The organism is Variovorax sp. DXTD-1 (assembly GCF_003984625.1).
Taxonomy (GTDB): Bacteria; Pseudomonadota; Gammaproteobacteria; order Burkholderiales; family Burkholderiaceae_C; genus Variovorax.
In genome coordinates, this window is the sequence record NZ_RWKH01000024.1 from 72622 (window position 1) to 94226 (window position 21605).

General features: G+C 65.8%; 25 protein-coding genes. 15 read left to right on the plus strand and 10 right to left on the minus strand.

What is annotated here, in order from left to right:
• Window positions 1–14 precede the first annotated feature (14 nt).
• The 3 genes from EJI00_RS20975 to ruvB form a co-directional block, all read right to left on the minus strand.
• Window positions 15–884, minus strand: coding sequence for a UDP-2,3-diacylglucosamine diphosphatase (locus EJI00_RS20975; protein WP_126749414.1), 870 nt, complete (start codon window positions 882–884; stop codon window positions 15–17).
• A gap of 94 nt (window positions 885–978) precedes the next feature.
• The gene (gene dmeF / locus EJI00_RS20980; RefSeq protein ID WP_126749415.1) at window positions 979–1941 is read right to left on the minus strand and encodes a CDF family Co(II)/Ni(II) efflux transporter DmeF; all 963 of its coding nucleotides are present in this window, start codon (window positions 1939–1941) and stop codon (window positions 979–981) included.
• Between the two features lie 9 nt (window positions 1942–1950).
• Window positions 1951–3015, minus strand: coding sequence for a Holliday junction branch migration DNA helicase RuvB (gene ruvB / locus EJI00_RS20985; RefSeq protein ID WP_126749416.1), 1065 nt, complete (start codon window positions 3013–3015; stop codon window positions 1951–1953).
• Between the two features lie 85 nt (window positions 3016–3100).
• Between ruvB and EJI00_RS20990 the strand changes: the two genes are divergently transcribed.
• The 7 genes from EJI00_RS20990 to EJI00_RS21020 are packed head-to-tail and all read left to right on the plus strand — an operon-like array spanning window position 3101 to window position 9595.
• On the plus strand, window positions 3101–3703 hold the full coding sequence (locus tag EJI00_RS20990; RefSeq protein ID WP_126749417.1) for a CDP-alcohol phosphatidyltransferase family protein: 603 nt from the start codon (window positions 3101–3103) through the stop codon (window positions 3701–3703).
• 40 nt (window positions 3704–3743) lie between these two features.
• Complete coding sequence (locus EJI00_RS20995; protein ID WP_126749418.1) at window positions 3744–5513, plus strand: bifunctional alpha/beta hydrolase/class I SAM-dependent methyltransferase; 1770 nt, start codon at window positions 3744–3746, stop codon at window positions 5511–5513.
• Between the two features lie 19 nt (window positions 5514–5532).
• On the plus strand, window positions 5533–6882 hold the full coding sequence (locus tag EJI00_RS21000; RefSeq protein ID WP_126749419.1) for a phosphatase PAP2/dual specificity phosphatase family protein: 1350 nt from the start codon (window positions 5533–5535) through the stop codon (window positions 6880–6882).
• Entirely contained in the window at window positions 6875–7315 is a 441-nt protein-coding gene (locus tag EJI00_RS21005) for a hypothetical protein (protein ID WP_126749420.1), read from the plus strand. The genes EJI00_RS21000 and EJI00_RS21005 overlap by 8 nt, the downstream gene beginning before the upstream one ends.
• Window positions 7312–8028, plus strand: a complete 717-nt coding sequence (locus EJI00_RS21010; protein WP_260590800.1) for a 1-acyl-sn-glycerol-3-phosphate acyltransferase — start codon at window positions 7312–7314, stop codon at window positions 8026–8028. The genes EJI00_RS21005 and EJI00_RS21010 overlap by 4 nt, the downstream gene beginning before the upstream one ends.
• Window positions 8025–8978, plus strand: a complete 954-nt coding sequence (locus EJI00_RS21015; protein ID WP_126749421.1) for a phosphatidate cytidylyltransferase — start codon at window positions 8025–8027, stop codon at window positions 8976–8978. The genes EJI00_RS21010 and EJI00_RS21015 overlap by 4 nt, the downstream gene beginning before the upstream one ends.
• On the plus strand, window positions 8975–9595 hold the full coding sequence (locus EJI00_RS21020; RefSeq protein ID WP_126749422.1) for a YdeI/OmpD-associated family protein: 621 nt from the start codon (window positions 8975–8977) through the stop codon (window positions 9593–9595). Before EJI00_RS21015 ends, EJI00_RS21020 begins: the two co-directional genes overlap by 4 nt.
• Window positions 9596–9613: 18 nt before the next feature.
• Here the strand turns inward: EJI00_RS21020 and ruvA are convergent, their stop codons facing one another.
• Window positions 9614–10186, minus strand: a complete 573-nt coding sequence (gene ruvA, locus EJI00_RS21025; protein ID WP_126749423.1) for a Holliday junction branch migration protein RuvA — start codon at window positions 10184–10186, stop codon at window positions 9614–9616.
• A gap of 169 nt (window positions 10187–10355) precedes the next feature.
• Here ruvA and EJI00_RS21035 point away from each other — a divergent pair, with 169 nt between their 5' ends.
• Genes EJI00_RS21035 through EJI00_RS21045 form a run of 3 tightly spaced genes read left to right on the plus strand, consistent with a single transcriptional unit; the run spans window position 10356 to window position 12369 of the window.
• Window positions 10356–11303, plus strand: coding sequence for a PhoH family protein (locus EJI00_RS21035; RefSeq protein WP_126749424.1), 948 nt, complete (start codon window positions 10356–10358; stop codon window positions 11301–11303).
• A gap of 1 nt (window position 11304) precedes the next feature.
• The gene (gene ybeY, locus EJI00_RS21040) at window positions 11305–11766 is read left to right on the plus strand and encodes an rRNA maturation RNase YbeY (RefSeq protein WP_126749425.1); all 462 of its coding nucleotides are present in this window, start codon (window positions 11305–11307) and stop codon (window positions 11764–11766) included.
• Between the two features lie 3 nt (window positions 11767–11769).
• Window positions 11770–12369, plus strand: coding sequence for a class I SAM-dependent methyltransferase (locus tag EJI00_RS21045; RefSeq protein WP_126749426.1), 600 nt, complete (start codon window positions 11770–11772; stop codon window positions 12367–12369).
• Between the two features lie 10 nt (window positions 12370–12379).
• Here EJI00_RS21045 and dtd read toward each other — a convergent pair whose 3' ends face one another.
• Both dtd and EJI00_RS21055 read right to left on the minus strand, forming a co-directional pair.
• Complete coding sequence (gene dtd, locus EJI00_RS21050) at window positions 12380–12823, minus strand: D-aminoacyl-tRNA deacylase (protein ID WP_126749427.1); 444 nt, start codon at window positions 12821–12823, stop codon at window positions 12380–12382.
• Window positions 12820–13731 carry a cation diffusion facilitator family transporter gene (locus tag EJI00_RS21055; protein WP_126749428.1) on the minus strand — a complete coding sequence of 304 codons (912 nt, stop codon included), beginning with the start codon at window positions 13729–13731 and terminating at the stop codon, window positions 12820–12822. Before EJI00_RS21055 ends, dtd begins: the two co-directional genes overlap by 4 nt.
• Before the next feature lie 143 nt (window positions 13732–13874).
• On the opposite strand from EJI00_RS21055, the gene EJI00_RS21060 reads away from it, so the two are divergent.
• The gene (locus EJI00_RS21060) at window positions 13875–14369 is read left to right on the plus strand and encodes a FecR domain-containing protein (RefSeq protein ID WP_126749429.1); all 495 of its coding nucleotides are present in this window, start codon (window positions 13875–13877) and stop codon (window positions 14367–14369) included.
• 2 nt (window positions 14370–14371) lie between these two features.
• Window positions 14372–14983 carry an OmpA family protein gene (locus EJI00_RS21065; RefSeq protein WP_409514037.1) on the plus strand — a complete coding sequence of 204 codons (612 nt, stop codon included), beginning with the start codon at window positions 14372–14374 and terminating at the stop codon, window positions 14981–14983.
• A gap of 39 nt (window positions 14984–15022) precedes the next feature.
• Here the strand turns inward: EJI00_RS21065 and tyrS are convergent, their stop codons facing one another.
• Window positions 15023–16255 (minus strand): tyrosine--tRNA ligase, encoded by a 1233-nt coding sequence (tyrS, locus tag EJI00_RS21070; protein WP_126749430.1) that lies wholly within the window; start codon window positions 16253–16255, stop codon window positions 15023–15025.
• Window positions 16256–16412: 157 nt separating this feature from the next.
• Between tyrS and EJI00_RS21075 the strand changes: the two genes are divergently transcribed.
• Entirely contained in the window at window positions 16413–17753 is a 1341-nt protein-coding gene (locus EJI00_RS21075; protein WP_126749431.1) for a peptidoglycan DD-metalloendopeptidase family protein, read from the plus strand.
• 56 nt (window positions 17754–17809) lie between these two features.
• Window positions 17810–18937 carry an anhydro-N-acetylmuramic acid kinase gene (locus EJI00_RS21080; RefSeq protein WP_126749432.1) on the plus strand — a complete coding sequence of 376 codons (1128 nt, stop codon included), beginning with the start codon at window positions 17810–17812 and terminating at the stop codon, window positions 18935–18937.
• Window positions 18938–19042: 105 nt separating this feature from the next.
• On the opposite strand, the gene erpA is transcribed toward EJI00_RS21080, so the two are convergent.
• The 3 genes from erpA to rplM all read right to left on the minus strand — a co-directional run bounded on the left by erpA (window position 19043) and on the right by rplM (window position 20423).
• A complete protein-coding gene (gene erpA, locus EJI00_RS21085; protein WP_126749433.1) occupies window positions 19043–19408 on the minus strand; it encodes an iron-sulfur cluster insertion protein ErpA in 366 nt (121 codons plus the stop codon).
• Between the two features lie 178 nt (window positions 19409–19586).
• Window positions 19587–19979, minus strand: a complete 393-nt coding sequence (rpsI, locus tag EJI00_RS21090) for a 30S ribosomal protein S9 (protein WP_126749434.1) — start codon at window positions 19977–19979, stop codon at window positions 19587–19589.
• A gap of 12 nt (window positions 19980–19991) precedes the next feature.
• A complete protein-coding gene (gene rplM, locus EJI00_RS21095) occupies window positions 19992–20423 on the minus strand; it encodes a 50S ribosomal protein L13 (protein ID WP_028259766.1) in 432 nt (143 codons plus the stop codon).
• A gap of 221 nt (window positions 20424–20644) precedes the next feature.
• On the opposite strand from rplM, the gene EJI00_RS21100 reads away from it, so the two are divergent.
• On the plus strand, window positions 20645–21604 hold the full coding sequence (locus EJI00_RS21100) for a 23S rRNA (adenine(2030)-N(6))-methyltransferase RlmJ (RefSeq protein WP_126749435.1): 960 nt from the start codon (window positions 20645–20647) through the stop codon (window positions 21602–21604).
• Window position 21605: the final 1 nt, after the last annotated feature.

Consider the following 21605-nt stretch of genomic DNA (forward strand, 5'->3'; position numbering starts at 1 on the left):
GGGCCGCCCCTCGTTCAGGCCGCCACAGGCTCGCGCTGCGCGCCGGCCTTCGCGGGCACCGGCATGTGCTGCGCCCAGTCGATGATCTCCAAGGTGCCGTCGGCATGCTCTGCCAGGGCGGTGAGGCTTTCGACCCAGTCGCCGTCGTTGCAGTAGAGGATGCCGTCGATGTCGCGCATTTCGGCGTGGTGGATGTGGCCGCAGACCACGCCCTGCACGCCGCGCTTGCGGGCTTCGCGCGCCACCGCGTTCTCGAAGTCGCCCACGTAGCTCACGGCGCGCTTGACCTTGCCCTTGAGGTACTTGGAAAGCGACCAGTACGGCAGCCCCATGCGCGCGCGCAGCGAGTTGAGGTGCCGGTTGAGCTTGAGCGTGAACTCGTAGAGCGAATCGCCCACGTGTGCGAGCCACTTGGCGCACTGGATCACGCCGTCGAACAGGTCGCCATGAATGATCCAGAGCTTGCGGCCATCGGCCGTCTCATGGATCCATTCCTCGGCCACGTCGATGCCGCCGAAGTTGTGGTGCAGGTACTTGCGCGCGAACTCGTCGTGGTTGCCCGGGATGAAGATCACGCGGGTGCCCTTGCGCGCCTTGCGCAGCAGCTTCTGGATCACGTCGTTGTGCGCCTGCGGCCAGTACCAGTGGCGCTTGAGCTGCCAGCCGTCGATGATGTCGCCGACCAGGAACAGGGTTTCGCACTCCGTGTGCTTCAGGAAGTCGAGCAGCGCGCGGGCTTGGCAGCCGGGGGTGCCCAGGTGCAAATCGGAGATCCAGAGGGTGCGATAGCGCAGCGGCGGGCGCGCAAGATCGTCGTCCTCCGGCTCAGGGGCCCGGGTCGCGGTGTCGCGCCATGCGCGGAGGAAAGCGTCGTCGCGTTGCATGGACGGGTAGGCTCCCACCGCGGCGTGACGGCGCGATGGCGTTCCCGTGACACTCCAGTGACGCGTGGCCAGAACGCCACGCCACGCGGTCAGCTCAAGCTGCGCAGCGTTGGATTTCCACAGTCGAGTGGCGGATTTCCTCGTGCATCGAGAAGCAGGCACGCACCTCGTCGGCCGAGAGCGTGGGCGAATGGGTCACCACAGTAAGCGCACAAGCGTAGGCCTCGCGCCCCACGCGCCACACATGCAGGTCGACCACGCGCGTTTCCGAATCGGCCAGCATGGTCTCCACGCCATCGCGGATTTCGGCCGTGACGGGATGGTCCATTTCGCGGTCGAGCAGCACGCGACCGGTTTCCTTGAGCAGCCCCTTGGCCCAGACCGACACCAGCACCGCGCCGACGATGCCCATCATCGGGTCGAGCCAGGCCCACCCGAAGAACCAGCCGCCCAGCAGCGCTGCGATGGCGAGCACGGAAGTGGCGGCGTCGGCCACCACGTGCAGGTAGGCGGAGCGCAGGTTCAGGTCATGGCCGTGCGAGCCCTGTGCATGGCCATGATGAGCATGTCCGTGGCCATGGTCGTGCCCATGCCCGTGGTGGTGCGCCGACCCGAGCAGCCGCGCACAGACCAGGTTGACCACCAGCCCCAGCACGGCCACCGCCACGGCTTCGCGATAGTGGATGGCCGAAGGCGAGAGAAGCCGTTCGATGGAGCCCACCACCATCAGCACCGCAACGCCGAGCAGCATCAGCGCGCTCGCAAAGCCGCCCAGCACTTCGATCTTCCAGGTGCCGAACGCAAAGCGCGGATCGTGCGCGTAGCGCCGTGCCGCCGCATAGGCAAAGGCGCTCAGGCCGATGGCTAGCGCATGCGAACTCATGTGCCAGCCGTCGGCCAAGAGCGCCATGGAGTTGAACCACCAGCCGGCGCCGATCTCCACCACCATCGCGGCGACGGTGATCCACATCACGAGACGAGTGCTGCGCTCGGCCGATTCGTTGCCTGCGCCGAAATGATGGTCGTGCTGCCAGGCACTCAGGTCATGGGTATGCATGGATAAAAATCAGATTCCGAAAAGGTCTTGTCCGTCGGAGCGGCTCGAAGGCGGCGTCACGCCCAGGTGGCGGTAGGCGGCCAGTGTCGCGATGCGCCCGCGCGGAGTGCGCTGCAGGTAGCCCTGTTGAATGAGGTACGGCTCGATCACGTCCTCGATGGTGTCGCGCTCCTCGCCGATGCTGGCCGCCACGTTGTCCAGGCCCACCGGGCCGCCGTCGAAGCGGTGGATCACGGCCTCGAGCAGCTTGCGGTCCATCAGGTCGAAGCCCTGCGGATCGACGTCCAGCATGGCGAGCGCCTTGTGCGCAATGTCTTCGGTGATGCGGCCGTTGCCCTTCACCTCAGCGTAGTCGCGCACGCGGCGCAGCAGGCGGTTGGCAATGCGAGGCGTGCCGCGCGAACGGCGCGCAATCTCGAAGCCGCCGGCTTCGTCGGTCTCGACCTTGAGCAACCCGGCGCTGCGCCGCACGATGAGCGCCAGTTCCTCGGGCGTGTAGAACTCCAGCCGCGCCACAATGCCGAAGCGGTCGCGCAGCGGGTTGGTGAGCATGCCGGCACGCGTGGTGGCGCCCACCAGCGTGAAGGGCTGCAGGTCGAGCTTGATGCTGCGCGCCGCGGGGCCCTCGCCGATCATGATGTCGATCTGGTAGTCCTCCAGCGCGGGGTAGAGGATTTCCTCGACCACCGGGCTCAGGCGGTGGATCTCGTCGATGAAGAGTACATCGTTGGGCTCCAGGTTGGTCAGCAGCGCCGCCAGGTCCTTGGGCTTTTCGAGTACCGGCCCGGAGGTCTGGCGCAGGTTCACGCCCAGTTCGGCCGCGATGATGTGCGACAGCGTGGTCTTGCCGAGGCCGGGCGGGCCGAACAGCAGCACGTGGTCAAGGGCTTCCTTGCGCTTGCGCGCCGCGCCAATGAAGATTTCGAGCTGCTCGCGCACCTTGGCCTGGCCGACGTATTCGTCGAGCAGCTTGGGGCGCAATGCCCGCTCTATCGCCTCTTCCTGGGGCGACGCAGGGGCGGCGGACACCACGCGAGGCGGTGCGGGGGCGAAATCGTCGGTTTGGATGGTCATGAAATGAGGAGCTGCGATGGCAAGTTTAGTGCCTGCCACACTGGCAGAATGCTCCGGCCATATAACAAACGAGGGGAAGCCAAGGGTGTCGATCTACGAACTGAAGCCCCGGTTCCAGGCGCTGCTGCGGCCGCTCGTCGGCCGGCTGCACGCCATGGGCATCACCGCCAACCAGGTCACCTTGGCTGCGTGCGTGGTTTCAGTCGCCCTCGGGCTCTGGCTGTTCTTCGCGGCGCCGTCCCTCTCGGCCTTCGCGCTCATCCCCGCCTGGATGTTCGTGCGCATGGCTTTCAACGCCATCGACGGCATGCTGGCGCGCGAGCATGGGCAGCAGAGCAAGCTCGGGGCTTTTCTCAACGAATTGACCGACGTGGTCTCCGATGCTGCGCTGTACCTGCCGTTTGCGCTGGTGCAGCCGTTCAGCCCCTTCTGGGTCGGCATGGTGATCATGCTCGCGGGCCTGAGCGAGTTTGCCGGCGCACTCGGCCCCACGGTGGGCGCCTCTCGCCGCTACGACGGCCCGCTCGGCAAGAGCGACCGCGCCTTCGTGTTCAGTGCGCTGGGCCTTTACGTGGCGCTAGGCTGGCCGCTGCCGGGCTGGACGGCCTGGCTGATGCCGCTTCTCGCCGCGCTGGTCGCTTGGACGGTGGCCAACCGCGTGCGGCGTGCGCTGGCCGAAGCCGCATGAACCCATGCACAACAAACAAAAGAACAGCGATCTGCATTCAATGACCGATATCAACACCCACCAACGCATGGTGCAAGAGCGCCAGTTCCGCACGCACGACGGCGAATCGCTCTTCTACCGGCACTGGCCGGCCACGGGTGCCACGCGCCGCGGCGCCATCGTGCTGTTTCATCGCGGGCACGAGCACGGCGCGCGCATGGCGCACCTGGTCGACGAGCTCGATCTGCCCGACTTCGACTTCTTCGCCTGGGACGCGCGCGGCCATGGCCGCTCGCCGGGCCAGCGCGGCTACAGCCCGAGCTTTGCCACCTCGGTGCGCGACGTGCAGACCTTCGTGCAGCACATCGGCAGCGCGCACGGCGTGGCCGAGCAAGACATCCACGTTGTTGCGCAGAGCGTGGGCGCCGTGCTGGTCTCCACCTGGGCGCACGACTACGCCCCCAAGGTGCGCGGGCTCACGCTGGCCTCGCCGGCCTTCAAGGTCAAGCTCTACGTGCCTTTTGCGCGCGCCGGACTGGGGCTGATGCACAAGCTGCGCGGGCTGTTCTTCGTCAACAGCTACGTGAAGGCGAAGTTCCTCACGCACGACCCCGAGCGCATTGCGAGCTACGAGAGCGATCCGCTGATCTCGCGGCCCATCGCCGTCAACATCCTGCTGGGCCTCTACGAAGCCGCCGACCGCGTGGTGGCCGACGCCAATGCCATCACGCAGCCGGTGCAACTGCTGATCTCGGGCGCCGACTGGGTGGTGCACCACAAGCCACAGCACCAGTTCTTCGAGCGGTTGGGCAGCGCCATCAAGACCAAGATGGAACTGCCGGGCTTCTTTCACGACACGCTGGGCGAGAAGGACCGCGCGCCGGCGGTGCAGGCCATCCGCGAGTTCGTGCTGAGGCTGTTCGACGAGGCGCCGGCGCCGGTCGACCTGCGCGCGGCGCACCTGAGCGGCAACACGGCCGACGAATCGCGCGCGCTGGCCGAGCCGCTGGCACCGCTGTCTCCGCGCGGCGCCTACTGGGGGCTGACGCGCGCCGGGCTGCGCTTTGGCGGCACCCTTTCGCGCGGCGTGAAGCTGGGGCACGACACCGGCTTCGATTCGGGCAGCACGCTCGACTACGTCTACCGCAATCATCCGGAAGGCAAGGGGGCGCTCGGCCGCTCCATCGACAAGACCTACCTGAACTCGATCGGCTGGCGCGGCATTCGGCAGCGCAAGATCCATGTCGAGGAACTGATCCGCATCGCGATGGAACGCCTGGCCGAAATGCACCGCGAGGTGCGCGTGATGGACATTGCGGCCGGCCACGGCCGCTACGTGCTCGACGCAGTGACCGCAAGCCCGGTCAAGGCCAGCTCGATCCTGCTGCGCGACTACAGCGACATCAACGTGCGCGACGGTCGCGCGCTCATCGCCGAAAAGGGCCTGGAAGACGTCGCGCAGTTCGTTCAGGCCGATGCCTTCGACCGCATCAGCCTGGCCACCGTAACGCCGCGACCCACGCTGGCCGTGGTGTCGGGCCTCTACGAACTCTTTCCCGACAACGAAATGGTGCGCCGCTCGCTCGCGGGCGTGGGCGATGCGGTGGAAGACCGCGGCTACCTGGTCTACACCGGCCAGCCGTGGCATCCGCAGCTCGAGATGATTGCGCGCGCGCTCACCAGCCACCGCCAGGGCGAAGCCTGGGTGATGCGACGCCGCACGCAGGCCGAAATGGACCAGCTGGCGGAGGAAGCGGGCTTCCGCAAGATCGACCAGCGCATCGACGAGTGGGGCATCTTCACCGTCTCGCTTGCGGTGCGGGTGGCATGACCCCCGGGGTTGGCGCGAAATGAAGCACTGGCTGGCACAGCGACCGTGGAAGCGGGCCGCTGCATGGCTGGTGTTTCTGGGGCCGCTGTTCTACACGACCTACGGCCTTGCCAACTGGTGGGCCACCACGCGCGCGCAGGTGCCTTCGATGGCCTTCGAATGGGAGCGGCAGGTGCCGTTCTGGGCCTGGACGATCTTTCCGTACTGGACGATCAACGTCTTCTACGCGCTCTCGCTCTTTCTGGCGCGCAGCAAGCACACGCTGGACAGGCATGCGCTGCGGCTGGTGAGTGCAACGCTCATCGCCTGCACGTGCTTCGTCGTCTGGCCGCTGCATTTCAGCTTCGGGCAGCCGGCAGTCGAAGGCGCACCGGCCTTTTTGTTCAATGCGCTGCGCGGCTTCGATCAGCCCTACAACCAGGCGCCTTCTCTGCACATTGCGCTGGCGGTGATCCTGTGGGACTGGTACCGGCAGTTCCTGCGTGCCACGTGGGCAAGGCTGGTTCTGCATGTGTGGGCGTTCGCGATCTGCGCGTCGGTGCTCACCACCTGGCAGCACCACTTCATCGACATTCCCACGGGTGCGCTGCTCGGAATCTTCTGCGTTTGGCTGTGGCCGCTGGAGCGCACGGTATCGATACCGCACGCCTGGCAATGCGCGCGCGATGCGCAGCGCTGGAAGCTCGGGGGCTTCTACGCAGTGGGCGCAGCCTTGTTTCTTGCAGCCGCGTTGTATGGCGGTGGCATGTGGCTGTGGCTCGCCTGGCCCGCGGTTTCGCTGGCGCTGGTGGCGCTCAACTACATCGGCTTTGGCGCGCGCGGCTTCCAGATGAACGGGGTGGGTCGCATGAGTTGGGCTGCGCAATGGCTGTTCGCGCCCTATCGCCTTGGCGCGGCGGCCAACGCGTGGCTCTGGACGCGCAAGCTGCCGGCTTCGGTCGAAGTGGTGCCGGGCCTGCGCCTCGGGCGCTTGCCGACGAAGGCCGAATGGATCGACGCCGGGCGGCCGCAGCTCGTGAGCCTGTGCGCCGAGCTGCAGGCGCCGGCCGGCGTTCCGCATGCGCGTTGCGTGCCGATGCTCGACCTGACCGTGCCGCCCACCGTGCGGCTGCAGCGCGCGGCCGCGGTCATCGAAGGGCAGCGCCTCCATGCCGAAGGCGCGCCGGTATGGGTCTGCTGCGCGCTGGGTTTCTCGCGCAGCGCCGCGGCGGCCATCGCATGGCTGGGGCGCTACGGCGGATCGGGCGGCTTGATACAAGCCGAAGACACGGTGCGACTTGCCCGCCCGCAGATCGTCCTGCGCGCCGGGTGGCGGGTTTCGCTCGAACCTCTGGGCACCACTGCTCCGGGACTGCCACCCCATGACTGACACCGAACGCGCCACCTGCGCGGCGCTGGCCGGATTGCTGCGCGCCGCAGCGGTGCTGGCGGTCTGGGGCTTCGCGCTCATGTGCATTGCGGCGCTGGTGCTCGCGCTCACCATGCGCTCGCTCTCGACCACGGCTGCCATGGGCTTTGGCGCGGTGGTGGTGCTGGGAACGCTCGAACGCTACTTCGCATTCAGGCTGCGGCTCGACCAGGCGCTGTTCGCCGACTTGTCACGCGGTGCCATCGCATCGCTCGATGCGCTCGACACCGCGCTCGATCGGCTCGGCCTGCGCAATGCACCGGCAACGAAAGTCGCCCGGCCGCTCGACGACCGCATCCAGGGAACCCGCCAGCTCATGCAGCGCCACGCCGTCGTGATTGCCTGCCAGACCGCCATGTTTCTCCTCGCCTTGATGACACAGGACCTCTCTTGACCGAAGAAGACAACAACAAAGACCACCGGCCCCAAAGCACGGTGCTGCGCCGCGCCCTCGCCGTTGTTGCCGGCAAGCTGATCATCGGCGCGGCCGGGTTGCTGACAGGCGTGCGCGCCATCTGGAGCGGCACCACGCCCAAGGCCGAGCAAACGCTGTACTTCGCCAACCACACGAGCCACGGCGATTTCGTGCTGCTGTGGGCCACGCTCCCGCCCGACCTTCGCGCGCTGACGCGGCCGGTGGCGGGGCAGGACTACTGGATGGCGTCGAAGGTGCGCCAGTTCATCGGCGTGGATGTGTTCAACGCGCTGATGATCCGCCGCGACGGCTCGGGCCAGGGCGGCAACCCCGTCGACCAGATGAAAGAAGCGCTGGAAGGCGGCGACTCGCTCATCATGTTTCCCGAGGGCACGCGCAACACCGGCGACGAGATCCTGCTGCCGCTCAAGAGCGGCCTCTATCACCTGGCGCGCGCCTGCCCCACCGTGCGGCTGGTGCCGGTGTGGATAGAGAACCTGAAGCGCGTGCTGCCCAAGGGCACGCTGGTGCCGATTCCGCTCGCCTGCACGGTCCGCTTCGGCGCGCCCATTCAATTGGCCGAAGGCGAAGACAAAACCGGCTTTCTCGCCCGCGCGCGCGCCGCCATGCTCGACCTGCGCCCTGAATACGACCGCGTGCCAGAACAAGAAAAAACAGCAACGACGCCATGAACATCTCGCCCTCCACCCAGACCACGCTGCAATTGTTCGGCGGCGTCGCCGGCGTGCTGATTCTTGCCTCGGCCATCGGCGCAATGCTCAAGTGGCGCGTGGCGCAGGGCCAGCCGAGCTCTGTGATCGACAACCTCAACGCGCGCGTCAACGCCTGGTGGGTGATGGTGGCGGTGATCGGCATTGCCTTCGCATTCGGCAAGGGCGGCGTGATCGTGCTGTTCTATCTGATCTCTTTCTATGCGCTGCGCGAGTTCATCAGCCTGGCCTACACGCGGCGCGGCGACCACCATGCGATTGCCGCGGCGTTCTACATCGGGCTGCCGGTGCAGTACTTTCTTGTGTGGATCGAATGGTACGGGCTCTATTCGATCTTCATTCCGGTCTACGCTTTTCTGGTGCTGCCGATTCTCGCGGCCGTGGGCGGCGATACGCAGCGCTTTCTGGAGCGCACCTCCAAGATCCAATGGGGCCTGATGATCTGCGTGTTCTGCATCAGCCATGTGCCCGCGCTGCTCACCTTGCAGATTCCCGGCTTCGAAGGCCGCAACCTGTTGCTGATTGCTTTTCTGGTGATCGTGGTGCAGGGCAGCGACGTGCTGCAGTACGTCTGGGGCAAGCTCTTCGGCAAGCGCAAGGTGGCGCCCGAACTTTCGCCCTCCAAGACCTGGGAAGGCCTGGTCGGCGGCGTCGTCAGCGCCACCACGCTGGGCGCGGCGCTCTATTGGGCAACACCGTTCAACCCCTGGCAGGCCGCGCTGATGGCGCTCACCATCTGCCTCATGGGTTTCTTCGGCGGGCTCGTGATGTCGGCCATCAAGCGCGACCGCGGCGTGAAGGATTGGGGCTCGATGATCGAGGGCCACGGCGGCATGCTCGACCGGCTCGACTCGGTGATCTTCGCAGCGCCGATCTACTTTCACGCGCTGCGCTACTGGTGGGTGCCATGAGCACGGGGCGCACAAGCGCAAAGAAAGCGGCGGTGGCCGAGCGCGTACCGCATGACACGCCCGTCGAATGCACCACCGCCGCCGCATGGGAGCGTTGGCTCAAGCGGCACCATGCCGACGCGGCCGGCGTGTGGCTGCGAATGGCCAAGAAGGACAGCGGCATTGCGTCGGTCAACCACCCAGAGGCACTCGAGGTTGCGCTGTGCTACGGCTGGATCGACGGGCAGCGCAAGGCAGAAGACGACAAGCACTTTCTGCAGCGCTTCACGCCGCGCACTCTGCGCAGCACCTGGTCGAAGATCAACCGCGCCAAGGCACTGAGGCTGATCGACGAAGGCCGCATGCAGCCGGCCGGCCTGGCCGAGGTCGAGCGCGCTCGCGCCGATGGCCGCTGGGATGCGGCCCACGACGCCCAAAGCATCGCCACCGTGCCGCCCGACCTGCAGGCCGCCCTCGACGCAAACCCCAAGGCCGCCGCCTTCTTCGCCAAGCTGGATTCGCGCAACCGCTATGCAGTGCTGTTTCGCACCCAAGGCGCGAAGAAGCCCGAGACCCGGGCGCGGAGCATCGCGAAATTCGTGGAAATGCTCGCGAAGAGCGAGAAGATCCATCCCTGAGCCAGATCGGGTGGCGCCCTACTTCGCCAGTGCTTTCAGCGCCAGCTTGATGCCCTCGCTCACCGTCGCGTCCTTCGGCAGCGCCTTGAGCGCCAGCGCGGCTTCCTTGTCGCTGTAGCCCAATGCGATCAGCGCTTGCAGAATGTCGGCCTGCGCATCGGAGGCCGCATGCGCAGGCAGGCCGATGTCGGCACCCAGCTTGCCCTTGAGCTCCAGCAGCAGCCGTTCGGCGGTCTTCTTGCCGATGCCTGGAATTTTCACCAGCCGGCCGAGCTCCTGCGTGGTGATGGCCTGCGACAGCTCGCCCACGCTCATGCCCGACAGCAGGCCGAGCGCCGTGCGCGGGCCCACGCCGGTGATCTTGATGAGTTGCCGAAAAGCCGCACGCTCCTCGGCGGTGCCGAAACCGTAGAGAATCTGCGCATCCTCGCGCACCACGAAGTGCGTGAGCAGCGAAACGCGCTCTCCGGTGCCGGGCAGGTTGTAGAACGTGCTCATCGGCACATCGACCTCGTAACCGACGCCATTGCAGTCCACCACCACTTGCGGTGGGTTGCGCTCGGCCAGGATGCCGGTGAGTTTGCCTATCATTGGCCCACCCCCGTTGCTTGCTCACTTCGTGTAGCCGCCTCCCCCCTCAAGGGGGCAACACCGGCGGCCCGGCAAAGCCGGTTCCGCGGTGTTCCCCGCTTTGAACTGCGTTTTTTCGAGCATGGCTGGTCTTGCATAGGGCTGCCAAAAAGATGGAAATGGATACCGCGTGATTCTGCGACACACTTTTGCCCCACCCAACAACTCGCGCCTCGGCCACTTGTGCGGACCGCTGGACGCGCACCTGCGCCGCATCGAAGAGGCCCTGGGCGTGAAGATCGCGCACCGCCACGAGCAGTTCAAGGTCGACGGCCCCAAGGCCTCCGCGCAGCGGGCGATGGATGTGCTGCAGGCGCTGTACGAAATTGCCCAGCGCCCGATCGACCCGGCCGTGGTGCAGCTCACGCTGGCGGGTGACGGTTCCATGATCGACGGCGACGAGGACGCGGCCATGCTCGTCACCCGCCGCGCCGACCTGCGCGCGCGCACGCCCACGCAGGCGCTGTACCTCGACAACATCGCCAAGCACGACATCACCTTCGGCATCGGTCCGGCCGGCACCGGCAAGACCTACCTGGCCGTGGCCTGCGCGGTCGATGCGCTGGAACGCGCCGCGGTGCAGCGCATCGTGCTCACGCGCCCGGCGGTGGAAGCCGGCGAGCGGCTCGGCTTCTTGCCGGGCGACCTGACGCAGAAGGTCGACCCTTACCTGCGCCCGCTGTACGACGCGCTCTATGACCTGATGGGTTATGAGAAGGTACAGAAGGCGTTCGAGCGCAACGCACTCGAAATCGCGCCGCTGGCCTTCATGCGCGGGCGCACGCTGAACAATGCCTTCGTCATCCTCGACGAGGCGCAGAACACCACGGTCGAGCAGATGAAGATGTTTCTCACGCGCATCGGCTTCGGCGCCAAGGCGGTGGTGACGGGCGACGTGAGCCAGATCGACCTGCCCAAGCAGCAGCTGAGCGGGCTGATCGACGCCGAGCGCGTGCTGCGGCGCGTGAGCGGCATCGCGATCACGCACTTCACCAGTGCCGACGTGGTGCGGCATCCGCTGGTCGCCAAGATCGTCGATGCCTACGACGGCCAGCGCAAGCGCGCGGGGTCGCACTGACATGGCGCTGGCCCAGCTTTCGCTTTCGCTGCAGTTCGCACCGCGCTTCAAGGGCATCGAGCGGCATCGCGCCGCGCTGCCGCGGCACAGCGTGGCCCGCTGGATCCGCCATGCGCTCGACGCTGACGGCGAGATCACCGTGCGCATCGTCGATGCCGAGGAAGGCCAGCGCCTGAACCGCGAGTTCCGCGGCAAGGACTACGCAACCAACGTACTGACCTTCGACTATGCGCAAAGCCCCGTGGTGATGGCCGACTTGGTCCTATGCGCGCCGGTGGTCGCCAGCGAGGCGAAGGAACAGCGCAAGACCTTGGCCGCGCACTACGCGCACCTGCTCGTTCACGGCGCGCTGCACGCGCAGGGCTGGGACCACGAGACCGGCGAAGCCGACGCCGAGGAAATGGAAGCGCGCGAGATCGAAATTCTGGCCGGCCTCGGCATTCGCAATCCCTACGGGCGGTGAGATATGACCGCAGCGCCCGGTGCGAACACCGATCCGTGGCTACAGCGCTGGCTTCCTCTGCTTGCCGAGCGCGCCGGAACGGACCCGGTGCTCGAGCTGGGCTGCGGAACAGGCCGGGACAGCGCGGTGTTGGCGGGCGTGGGGCTGCGCGTGGTGGGCATCGAGCTCTCGACCGAGTCGGTGGCGGCCGCGCGGGCACGGGTGCCGCACGGCGCGGAGTTTCTTTGCAGCGATTTCCGCGCGCCCTTTCCGACGGCTGACGGCAGCGTGGGCGCGGTGCTCGCGAGTCTTTCGCTGCACTACTTTGCCTGGGATGAAACACTGGCCCTGGCACGGCGGATTCACGACGTGCTTCGCCCCGGCGGCGTGCTGCTGTGCCGGTTGAATTCAGTCAACGACTTTCACCACGGCGCCAGCGGCCCGCCACCGGACGGCGAAGATTCCTTCTATCTGGTGGACGGCGTGCCCAAGCGCTTTTTCGACCGTGCGGCGGTGGAGCGGCTCTTCGCCGACAGCTGGCGCATGCTGCACCTGGAGGAACTCGCGGTTGAGCGCTACGAGCAGCCGAAGGTGCTTTGGGAAGCCGTGCTCGAACGCGAATGAAGGCAGCGCGCTAGGCCGTCATCTGCATGGGAATGGTGACCGGGCCGTCGTTGACCAGGTGCACCTGCATGTCGGCGCCGAACTCGCCCGTTGCAACCACGGGGTGCGCAGCACGGGCTTGCGCCACGAAATAATCGTAGAGCCGCCGCCCCTCGTCGGGTACCGCTGCTTGCGTGAAGCTGGGGCGGTTGCCGCCGCTCACATCGGCCGCCAGCGTGAACTGGCTCACCACGAGCAGGCCGCCGCCGATGTCCTGCAGGCTGCGGTTCATCTTGCCCGCGTCATCTGAAAAGATGCGCATTTTCAGTATCTTTAAGAGCATGCGGTCGGCGAGCGCGTCCACATCGCCGCGCTCGGCGCAGAGCAGCACGAGCAGGCCGGCCTCGATGGCACCGGCGGTCTGCCCGCCGATCTCGACACGCGCGCTTGCCACGCGCTGAATCACGGCTTTCATGCTTCTTCCTCCATCTGCGTGGCGCGCGCTTCCATGCCCAGCGGCAGCAGCTGGATGGTCACGCGCAGGCCGGGCACCGCGTCCATCAGTGCCTGCTCCAGTTCGTCGCGCATGGCGGCGGCCTGCTGCAGTGTCCAGTCGCCCGGCACGTGCATGTGCAGGTCGGCAAACCGGCGCTGGCCCGCGCGCCGCGTGACCATGTCGTCGAAGCGAAGCCGCCCACCTTCGGGCAAGCGTGCGGCGAACTGGTCGAGCGTGGTGCGCAGCGTGGCGATGGTTTCAGGCTCGAGCGCCTCGTCCATCAGGCCCTGCGACGAGCGCCACACGAGCTTCACGCCCTCCCGCACGATGTTGAGCGCCACGCCGATGGCCAGCAGCGGATCGAGCCAGAGCCATCCGCTGAAGTGCACGGCCACAATGCCGATGACGACGGCGGCCGAGGTCCAGACGTCGGTCATGAGATGCCGCGCATCGGCCTCCAGCGCGATCGACCGGTGGGTATGCGCCGCGCGAAACAGCGCATAGGCCAGGCCGGCGTTGAAGGCGGAACTGAGCACCGAAAGCGCAAGCCCCCAGCCCAGTTGCTCGAGCGGCTGGGGAGAAAGCAGCCGCTGCACGGAAACCCAGAGAATGGCAGCCGCCGCACCAACGATCAGGATGCCTTCGAAGCCCGATGAAAAGTACTCGGCCTTGTGGTGGCCGTAGGGATGGTCCTCGTCGGCGGGCCGGGCCGCTACCGTCACCATGGCCAGGGCGAACATCGCGCTGGCAAGATTGACGAAAGACTCCATGGCGTCGGAGATCAGGCCCATCGAATTCGTGACGTAGCCTGCCAGGCCCTTGAGCAGGATCGTGACGAGGGCAACGGCGACTGAAACGCGAAGCAGCGTCTTGGGCGTAAGAATCATGTGCGGCGAGAGACGTTGAGCAAGAAAAACGACAAAAGTGCGGCAAAAGGCCGCATCTTTTTAGCCGAGGTAACAAATACGGCCTCCGCTTGTAACAGGTTCAATTTAATATTTGTGTCACCGCGAGACATTCGCAGAGAGTGATGATGAAAAAATTCCTGACCGCCCTGGGAGGCTTCGCCTTTTGGGGCGCAGTGGCGCTGGTCCACGCACAAACAACTTCCACCGCACCGGCAGCCGCGCCGGTCGCCGAACTCCAGGCAGGCTTCGTGAAGTCTGTGCGCGGCAACGTGCAACTGCTCAGCTCGGCCGGTACGCCGCGCGCCGCGAGCGCAGGCGACGCGCTCACCGCCGTGGACCGTATCGTGACAGGCCCGGACTCTTCCGCTGCCGTGGTCTTGCGCGACGACACGACGCTCGTCGTCGGACCTTCGTCGCGGTTGGACCTGAAGGAATTTCACTTCAACGCCACCACGCATGAAGGCGGCGTGCTCGTGTCGCTGCTGCGCGGCTCCATGCGCATGATCACGGGCCTGATCGGCAAGAGCAACCCCGATGCGATCCGCGTGGAAACGCAAACGGCCACGATCGGAATCCGCGGAACCGACTTCATCGTGCAGACCGACGGCCAGCCATGATGATGAAGTTGCGTCCTCACGCCTCCACCCTTCTTGCCGCCCTGACCGCAGCGCTGCTTGCCGCCTGCAGCACGCCGGGTACCCGCGTGGTGCTGCTGCCCCAGGCGGACGACAAGCCCTCGGCGGTGGTGGTGCGCGCAAAGGACGGCGAAGAAGTTCTTTTCAGGCCCTATCAGCGTGCAACCGCAGCGGTCGGCGCTTCGGGCGCCCCCGTGGTCGACCAGGCCGACTCGGCCAAGGTGCGCGCCGAGAACAAGGCACTGTTCGACATGCGCCCGCCTCCGCCGCAGCGCTACACGGTGTTTTTCGACGCGGGGGGCACCACGCTCACGCCCGCGTCGCAGCAGGTCATGAACGAGGCGCTGGTTGCGGCTCAAACCCGCAGCGGAAGCGACATCGTGGTGACCGGGCACACCGACACCAAGGGCGCGCTGGAGCAGAACGACATGCTTTCGCAGCGCCGGGCGCAGGAAGTGGTGCAACTCTTCATCGATCGGCAGTTTCCGGCCAAGCGCATCGAGGCCGTAGGCCGCGGCGAGCGCGAACTTGCCGTGTCCACGGCCGACGAGGTGGACGAGCCGCGCAACCGGCGCGTCACCATCGAAGTCCGGTAAAGGCAGCTGGCGGCCAGCGCGGCCGCTTCTTTGATCTGATCAGCTGACGGTCACGCGCGCAAACTTGCGCTTGCCGACCTGCACCACGTAGCTGCCCGCCGGCAGTTTCAGCGCCTTGTCGCTGATCACGACCGAATCGACGCGCACGCCGCCGCCATCGACCAGCCGGTTGCCTTCGGAGTTCGAAGGCGCCAGCCCGGCCTGCTTGAGCAGCTGCGCGATACCCAGGGGCGCACCGCCAAGCGACACCTCGGGAATGTCGTCCGGCACGCCGCCTTTGCTGCGGTTGATGAAATCCTGCTCCGCCGCCTCGGCCGCCGCCGCGCTGTGGAAGCGCGCGGTGATTTCCTTGGCCAGCGCCACCTTCGCGTCCTTGGGATTGCGGCCGCCCGCAATTTCGGCCTTGAGCGCCTCGATCTGCTCCAGCGACTGGAAGCTCAGCAAGGTGTACCAGCGCCACATCAACTCGTCGGAAATCGACAGCACCTTGGCGAACATGGTGTTGGCGTCTTCGCTGATGCCGATGTAGTTGTTCTTGCTCTTGGACATCTTCTCGACGCCGTCGAGCCCTTCCAGCAGAGGCATAGTGAGTATGCACTGCGGCTCTTGGCCGTATTCCTGCTGGAGGTGACGGCCAACCAGCAGATTGAACTTCTGGTCGGTGCCGCCCAGTTCGAGGTCGCTCTTGAGCGCCACCGAGTCGTAGCCCTGCATCAGCGGGTAGAGGAACTCGTGCACCGAGATCGACTGGCCGGCCTTGAAGCGCTTGTTGAAATCGTCGCGCTCCATCATGCGGGCCACGGTGTACTTGGCGGCCAGCTGGATCATGCCGCGCGCGCCCAGTGGGTCGCTCCATTCGGAGTTGTAGCGAATCTCGGTCTTTTCGGGGTCCAGCACCAGGCTGGCCTGCCGGTAGTAGGTCTGGGCGTTGGCCTCGATCTGCTCGCGCGTGAGCGGCGGCCGGGTGCTGTTGCGGCCCGAAGGGTCACCGATCGTGGTCGTGAAGTCGCCGATCAGGAAAATCACCCGATGCCCCAAGTCCTGAAGCTGGCGCATCTTGTTGAGCACAACCGTATGGCCGATATGGATATCAGGGGCGGTCGGATCGAGCCCCAACTTGATGCGCAGCGGCGTTCCACTGGCCTCCGAGCGCTGCAGCTTGCGCACCCACTCGTCCTGCGGCAGGAGCTCGTCGGCGCCCCGGAGGGAGATTTCAAGCGCTCGTCTTACACCATCGGGCAGGCCATTGGATGTAACAGATTCGGCATTCATAGGCTTTTGGGCTGATTTTCAGGTTGCCGAAGCTATACTCAGCCCGACTTTTCAAGCGCCGGATTCTAAGCGGCGCTTTTTTCCGCACCGTTCTGCCGCCCTTTCCGTTCTGGGCTTTGCAGCACGGATTTGCAGAACCTGAGCTGGAATTCAAAGTTTGATCAACGGCATTCTCGCCGCCGAGGAGCTCCTGGCTTCCCGCGTGGCCTTTACATTCCGGACCTATCCCAAGCAGATCACCGCGGCCATCGCGGCGGCCCTGCTGAGCGCTGGCACCCTGGCCGTGGCCTCCCTCGGTCCCGATGCGTCCGACCTCCCGGTCCAACAGGTGCTTGAAGCGACCGCGCCCCTGTCTTTTGCAGAACAGAGCGAATCGCTCGAGAACTTCAGCTTTACGCTGTTTCGAACCGACATCACGCGCTCGAGCGACACGGCCGAGGCCCTGCTGAAGCGCCTGGGCATTTCCGACCCCGCCGCCACCGCCTTCGTGCGCGCGAGCGGCGAAGCCCGCAATGCGCTGTTCGCACGCGCGGGACGCACCATCACAGCCGAAGCCACGCAGGAAAACCAGCTCAAGAAGCTCAGCGCCCGCTGGATTCCCGACGGCGACGGCGGCTTCAAGCGCTTCGTGATCGAACGCACGGCGGTCGGCTTCGTTGCGCTCACCGAGCGCGACACGCTCACACCGGGCACGCGCCTGGCCAGCGGCACCATCCGCACCTCGCTGTTCGCAGCCACCGACGACTCCCGCGTTCCCGACTCGGTTGCGAGCCAGCTGGCCGACATCTTCGCCGGCGACGTCGACGTGCGCTCCCTGCGAAAGGGCGACCGCTTTGCCGTGGTGTACGAAACCTTCGAAGCCGATGGCCAGGCGCTGCGCAGCGGCCGCGTGCTCTCGGCCGAGTTCGAGAGCGGCGGCAAGGTGCACCAAGCCGTGTGGTTCCAGCCCCCGGGCCAAAAGGGCAGCTACTACCGCCCGAACGGCGACAGCCTGCGCAAGGCCTACCTGAGCTCGCCGGTGGAGTTTTCGCGCGTATCGAGCGGCTTCGCGATGCGCATGCACCCGATCCTGAACAGCTGGCGCCAGCACAACGGTATCGACTTCGCAGCCCCCACGGGCACAGCGGTGCGCAGCGTCGGCGACGGCACGGTCGATTTCGCCGGCACGCAAAGCGGCTACGGCAACATCGTCATCATCAAGCACCGCAACAACCAGCAGACGGCCTACGCCCACCTGAGCCGCGTGGACGTCAAGGCCGGCGAAAGCATCAGCCAGGGCCAGACGATCGGCGCGGTGGGGTCCACCGGCTGGGCCACCGGGCCGCACCTGCACTTCGAGTTTCGCGTGAACGGCGAATACCAGGACCCAGCCTCCATCGCCCAGGAAGGCGGCGCGCCGATCACCGCAGCCCTGCGTCCGGCCTTCGAACGCGTTGCCGTCGGTGCACGCACCGAACTGGCCGCGGCGTTCTCGGTCATTCAGGCCAGCGCAGACTGAGCACCCGCGGGGCAATAGCGGCGGCACAACAAACGCCCCGTTCGCCCCGTTCAGCAATGGCCGCCGAACTGTTCATCGGGTTGATGTCCGGCACGTCGCTCGACGGCGTCGATGGCGTTCTGGCCGACTTTTCCGAAGGCCGCATCGCGGTACTGGCCTACGCTACGGCCCCCTTCCCCGCCGAGCTGCGGGCGGAGCTGATGGGGCTCAACACGCCCGGCGACAACGAACTGCACCGCGCCGCGCTTGCCGGCAATGGCCTGGCCCGCATCTATGCAGGCGTCGTCGGCCAGCTCCTCGCCGACAGCGGGACTTCTGCCAGTGCCGTTACAGCGCTCGGCTCTCATGGCCAGACGGTTCGCCACCGCCCCACCGAATTCGACGCCGTTGGCTACACGCTGCAGATCAACAACCCCTCGCTGCTGGCTGAACTGACCGGTATCGACGTGGTTGCGGACTTTCGCAGCCGCGACCTCGCCGCAGGCGGTCAGGGCGCCCCACTGGTGCCGGCGTTCCACCGTGCGCTCTTCGCGCGCGCCGGCGAACCTGTGGCGGTGCTGAACATCGGCGGCATTTCGAACCTGAGCCTGCTGCCCGCCGCCGATGCACCGGGAGAGCCCGCCGTGCTGGGTTTCGACTGTGGGCCAGGCAATGCCTTGATGGATTACTGGTGCCAGCTTCATACAGGCCAGCCGTTCGATCGCAGCGGGCAATGGGCCGCGAGTGGGCAGGTACTGCCTGAGCTGCTTGCCACGCTGCAGGCCGAGCCCTATTTCGCAAAGGCACCGCCCAAAAGCACGGGTCGCGACCTGTTCAATCCGCCCTGGCTTTCAGCGCGCCTTGGCACGGCTACGGGCGCTGCGCCTGCTGACGTGCAAGCGACCCTGACCGAATTCACCGCCAGCGTTTCCGCAGCCGACATGCTGCGCTATGGAAACGCTAGCAAGCTGCTGATCGTTTGCGGCGGTGGCGCCTTGAACGACCACCTGCTCAAGCGCTTGCGCGCGTGGCTGCCGGGTGTGGAAGTGGACGCGTCCACGAAGCACGGCCTGCCGCCGCTGCAGGTCGAAGCTGCGGCCTTTGCATGGCTGGCGCGCAGCACCGCGCGGCGCGAGGCAGGCAACCTTGCCAGCGTGACCGGTGCGCGCGGGCCCCGCGTGTTGGGCGCTGTTTACCCGGCTTGAGACTGCCGCAAGCGGAGCACGCTCGTCGATTGCGGGCAAGACTAATAGCGCCAGACAACAAAAAGCCGCCCGAAGGCGGCTTTTACCGTCAGCAACAGAATGAAATCAAGCCGAAAAGCTGGATCCGCAGCCGCAGGTGCTGGTGGCATTCGGATTCTTGATCACGAATTGCGCGCCCTGCAGGTCTTCCTTGTAGTCGATTTCAGCGCCGACCAGGTACTGGTAGCTCATGGCATCGATCAGCAGCGACACGCCGTTCTTGGTCATGGTCGTATCGTCTTCATTCGTGATTTCGTCGAAAGTGAAGCCGTACTGAAAGCCCGAGCAGCCGCCGCCCTGCACGAACACGCGCAGCTTGAGGTCGGGATTGCCCTCCTCGGCGATCAGGTCGGCCACCTTGGCGGCCGCACTGTCCGTGAAGACGATCGGTTCGGGCATCTGGGTCTGGATGTTTTCGGCAACAACGCTCATGTGGGATAACTCCTTGAGGGCCGAACAGGCGGCCAATGAACCAATGCTACTGCAATGCGGCATTCTCGGCAGGGCGGCATTGGCGAGCACCCAACACAAGTGGGGTCGAAAACCGTCCCCGCCAAGGGCCACAATGAAAAAGCCGCCCGAAGGCGGCTCTTGCTTGCAGCGGACAGTATCAGCGCTTGCTGAACTGCTTGCGGCGGCGAGCAGAGTGCAAACCGACCTTCTTACGCTCGACTTCACGCGCGTCGCGGGTAACGAAGCCAGCCTGGCTCAGCACCGGCTTCAGGCTTGCGTCGTAGTCGATCAGCGCACGGGTGATGCCATGGCGCGTTGCGCCGGCCTGGCCCGATTCACCGCCGCCGTTCACGTTGACCATCACATCGAAAGCTTCGAGGTTGTTGGTCAGCACGAGGGGTTGCTTCGCGATCATGATCGAGGTTTCGCGGCCGAAGAACTCTTGAATGTCCTTGCCGTTGACCGTGATCTTGCCCGAGCCCTTTTTCAGAAACACACGGGCGACGCTCGATTTGCGACGGCCGGTGCCATTGTTCCATTCACCAATCATTCTCAAGGCTCCTTACAGTTCCAGCACTTTGGGCTGTTGGGCGGTATGCGGGTGCTCAGCGCCACCGTACACCTTGAGTTTCTTGATCATCGCGTAGCCCAGCGGGCCCTTGGGCAGCATGCCCTTGACAGCCTTTTCCAGGGCGCGGCCCGGGTGCTTGGATTGCATGTCGCGGAAGTTGGTTGCCGTGATACCGCCCGGATAGCCCGAGTGACGGTAGTACACCTTGTCGATCGACTTGGCGCCGGTGACGCGCAACTGGGCTGCGTTGATGATGACGATGAAGTCACCGGTATCGACGTGAGGCGTGTAAATGGCCTTGTGTTTGCCGCGCAAACGGAGAGCAACTTCGCTGGCTACTCGTCCGAGGACCTTGTCGGTCGCGTCAATCACAAACCACTCGTGCGTCACGTCAGCGGGCTTGGCGCTGAACGTTTTGGTCATGAGTTTTCTCTTGAAAAGAGGGTTTGGCGAGCCCTTTTCCACGGTCGGCGTTCCTCTGACGGGAATCTCTTAGGTGGGTTTCACGCGTCCTGGAGAACAGGTTGCATGCCTTCGCCGCGGGACTACAAAAACGCTGCGAAGCCCGCGATTATACGAAGAATCGGGCCATCGAAGCAAATTGAAGCCTGCCGAAGGGCCCGAGACGTTACCATCCTCACCCTATGTTCAGTTACCGCCACGCCTTCCATGCCGGCAACCACGCCGACGTGCTCAAGCACACGGTGCTGATTGCCACGCTCGACCACCTGCTTGAAAAAGAAGCAGCCCTGACCGTCATCGACACCCACGCCGGCGCCGGCCTGTACCGTCTCGACGGGGACTACGCCGGCACCAGCGGTGAAGCGGCCGAAGGCATATTGCGCCTGCTTTCGGACAAGAAAGCTGTGGCTCCCACGTCGCCACCGGCTCCGGCTGCAAAGTCCGCTACCAAAAAGCTAGCGCCCGAAGCCGAAGCATCCCTGGCCGACGCGATTGCGCGCTACCTCAGCGTGATTCACGACTTCAACCCCAAGGGCGGCGCGCGCGTCTACCCGGGTTCGCCGTTCATCGTGCAGCACCTGCTGCGCGACCACGACAAGCTCAAGCTGTTCGAACTGCACCCGACCGACGCGCGTACGCTGGATGCCAACATCGCGCAGCTCGAGGCGGGCCGCCAGATAGCCGTGTTGCGCGAAGACGGCTTCGGCAGCGCCACCAAGTTCCTGCCGCCGCCGTCGCGTCGCGCGCTGGTGCTGATGGACCCGAGCTACGAAATCAAGAGCGACTACGGCCGCGTGCTCGACTTCGCAGCCGACGCGCTCAAGCGCTTTGCCACCGGCACCTATGCGATCTGGTACCCGATCATTCCGCGGCCCGAGGCGCACGACCTCCCGCGGCGGCTGAAAACGCTGGCGACCAAGGCCGGAAAGTCGTGGCTGCATGCCACGCTCACGGTCAAGTCGAGCAAGCTGATCACCACGACCACCGGTGAAACCCAGCGCCCGGGGCTGCCCGCCAGCGGCATGTTCCTGATCAACCCACCCTATACGCTGAAGCCGCTGCTGGCAGCCGCCTTGCCCCAGCTGGTGGAGCGGCTGGCCCAGGACAAGCACGCAGCCTTCTCGCTCGATTCGGGCGGCTAGA

Excerpts from the sequence above, each read along its gene's own strand:
- EJI00_RS20975 (WP_126749414.1), bottom strand. The coding sequence starts at position 884 with ATGCAACGCGACGACGCTTTCCTCCGCGCATGGCGCGACACCGCGACC.
- dmeF (WP_126749415.1), bottom strand. The coding sequence starts at position 1,941 with ATGCATACCCATGACCTGAGTGCCTGGCAGCACGACCATCATTTCGGC.
- ruvB (WP_126749416.1), bottom strand. The coding sequence starts at position 3,015 with ATGACCATCCAAACCGACGATTTCGCCCCCGCACCGCCTCGCGTGGTG.
- EJI00_RS20995 (WP_126749418.1), top strand. The coding sequence starts at position 3,744 with ATGACCGATATCAACACCCACCAACGCATGGTGCAAGAGCGCCAGTTC.
- EJI00_RS21000 (WP_126749419.1), top strand. The coding sequence starts at position 5,533 with ATGAAGCACTGGCTGGCACAGCGACCGTGGAAGCGGGCCGCTGCATGG.
- EJI00_RS21005 (WP_126749420.1), top strand. The coding sequence starts at position 6,875 with ATGACTGACACCGAACGCGCCACCTGCGCGGCGCTGGCCGGATTGCTG.
- EJI00_RS21015 (WP_126749421.1), top strand. The coding sequence starts at position 8,025 with ATGAACATCTCGCCCTCCACCCAGACCACGCTGCAATTGTTCGGCGGC.
- EJI00_RS21020 (WP_126749422.1), top strand. The coding sequence starts at position 8,975 with ATGAGCACGGGGCGCACAAGCGCAAAGAAAGCGGCGGTGGCCGAGCGC.
- ruvA (WP_126749423.1), bottom strand. The coding sequence starts at position 10,186 with ATGATAGGCAAACTCACCGGCATCCTGGCCGAGCGCAACCCACCGCAA.
- ybeY (WP_126749425.1), top strand. The coding sequence starts at position 11,305 with ATGGCGCTGGCCCAGCTTTCGCTTTCGCTGCAGTTCGCACCGCGCTTC.
- EJI00_RS21045 (WP_126749426.1), top strand. The coding sequence starts at position 11,770 with ATGACCGCAGCGCCCGGTGCGAACACCGATCCGTGGCTACAGCGCTGG.
- dtd (WP_126749427.1), bottom strand. The coding sequence starts at position 12,823 with ATGAAAGCCGTGATTCAGCGCGTGGCAAGCGCGCGTGTCGAGATCGGC.
- EJI00_RS21055 (WP_126749428.1), bottom strand. The coding sequence starts at position 13,731 with ATGATTCTTACGCCCAAGACGCTGCTTCGCGTTTCAGTCGCCGTTGCC.
- EJI00_RS21060 (WP_126749429.1), top strand. The coding sequence starts at position 13,875 with ATGATGAAAAAATTCCTGACCGCCCTGGGAGGCTTCGCCTTTTGGGGC.
- EJI00_RS21065 (WP_409514037.1), top strand. The coding sequence starts at position 14,372 with ATGAAGTTGCGTCCTCACGCCTCCACCCTTCTTGCCGCCCTGACCGCA.
- tyrS (WP_126749430.1), bottom strand. The coding sequence starts at position 16,255 with ATGAATGCCGAATCTGTTACATCCAATGGCCTGCCCGATGGTGTAAGA.
- EJI00_RS21080 (WP_126749432.1), top strand. The coding sequence starts at position 17,810 with ATGGCCGCCGAACTGTTCATCGGGTTGATGTCCGGCACGTCGCTCGAC.
- erpA (WP_126749433.1), bottom strand. The coding sequence starts at position 19,408 with ATGAGCGTTGTTGCCGAAAACATCCAGACCCAGATGCCCGAACCGATC.
- rpsI (WP_126749434.1), bottom strand. The coding sequence starts at position 19,979 with ATGATTGGTGAATGGAACAATGGCACCGGCCGTCGCAAATCGAGCGTC.
- rplM (WP_028259766.1), bottom strand. The coding sequence starts at position 20,423 with ATGACCAAAACGTTCAGCGCCAAGCCCGCTGACGTGACGCACGAGTGG.
- EJI00_RS21100 (WP_126749435.1), top strand. The coding sequence starts at position 20,645 with ATGTTCAGTTACCGCCACGCCTTCCATGCCGGCAACCACGCCGACGTG.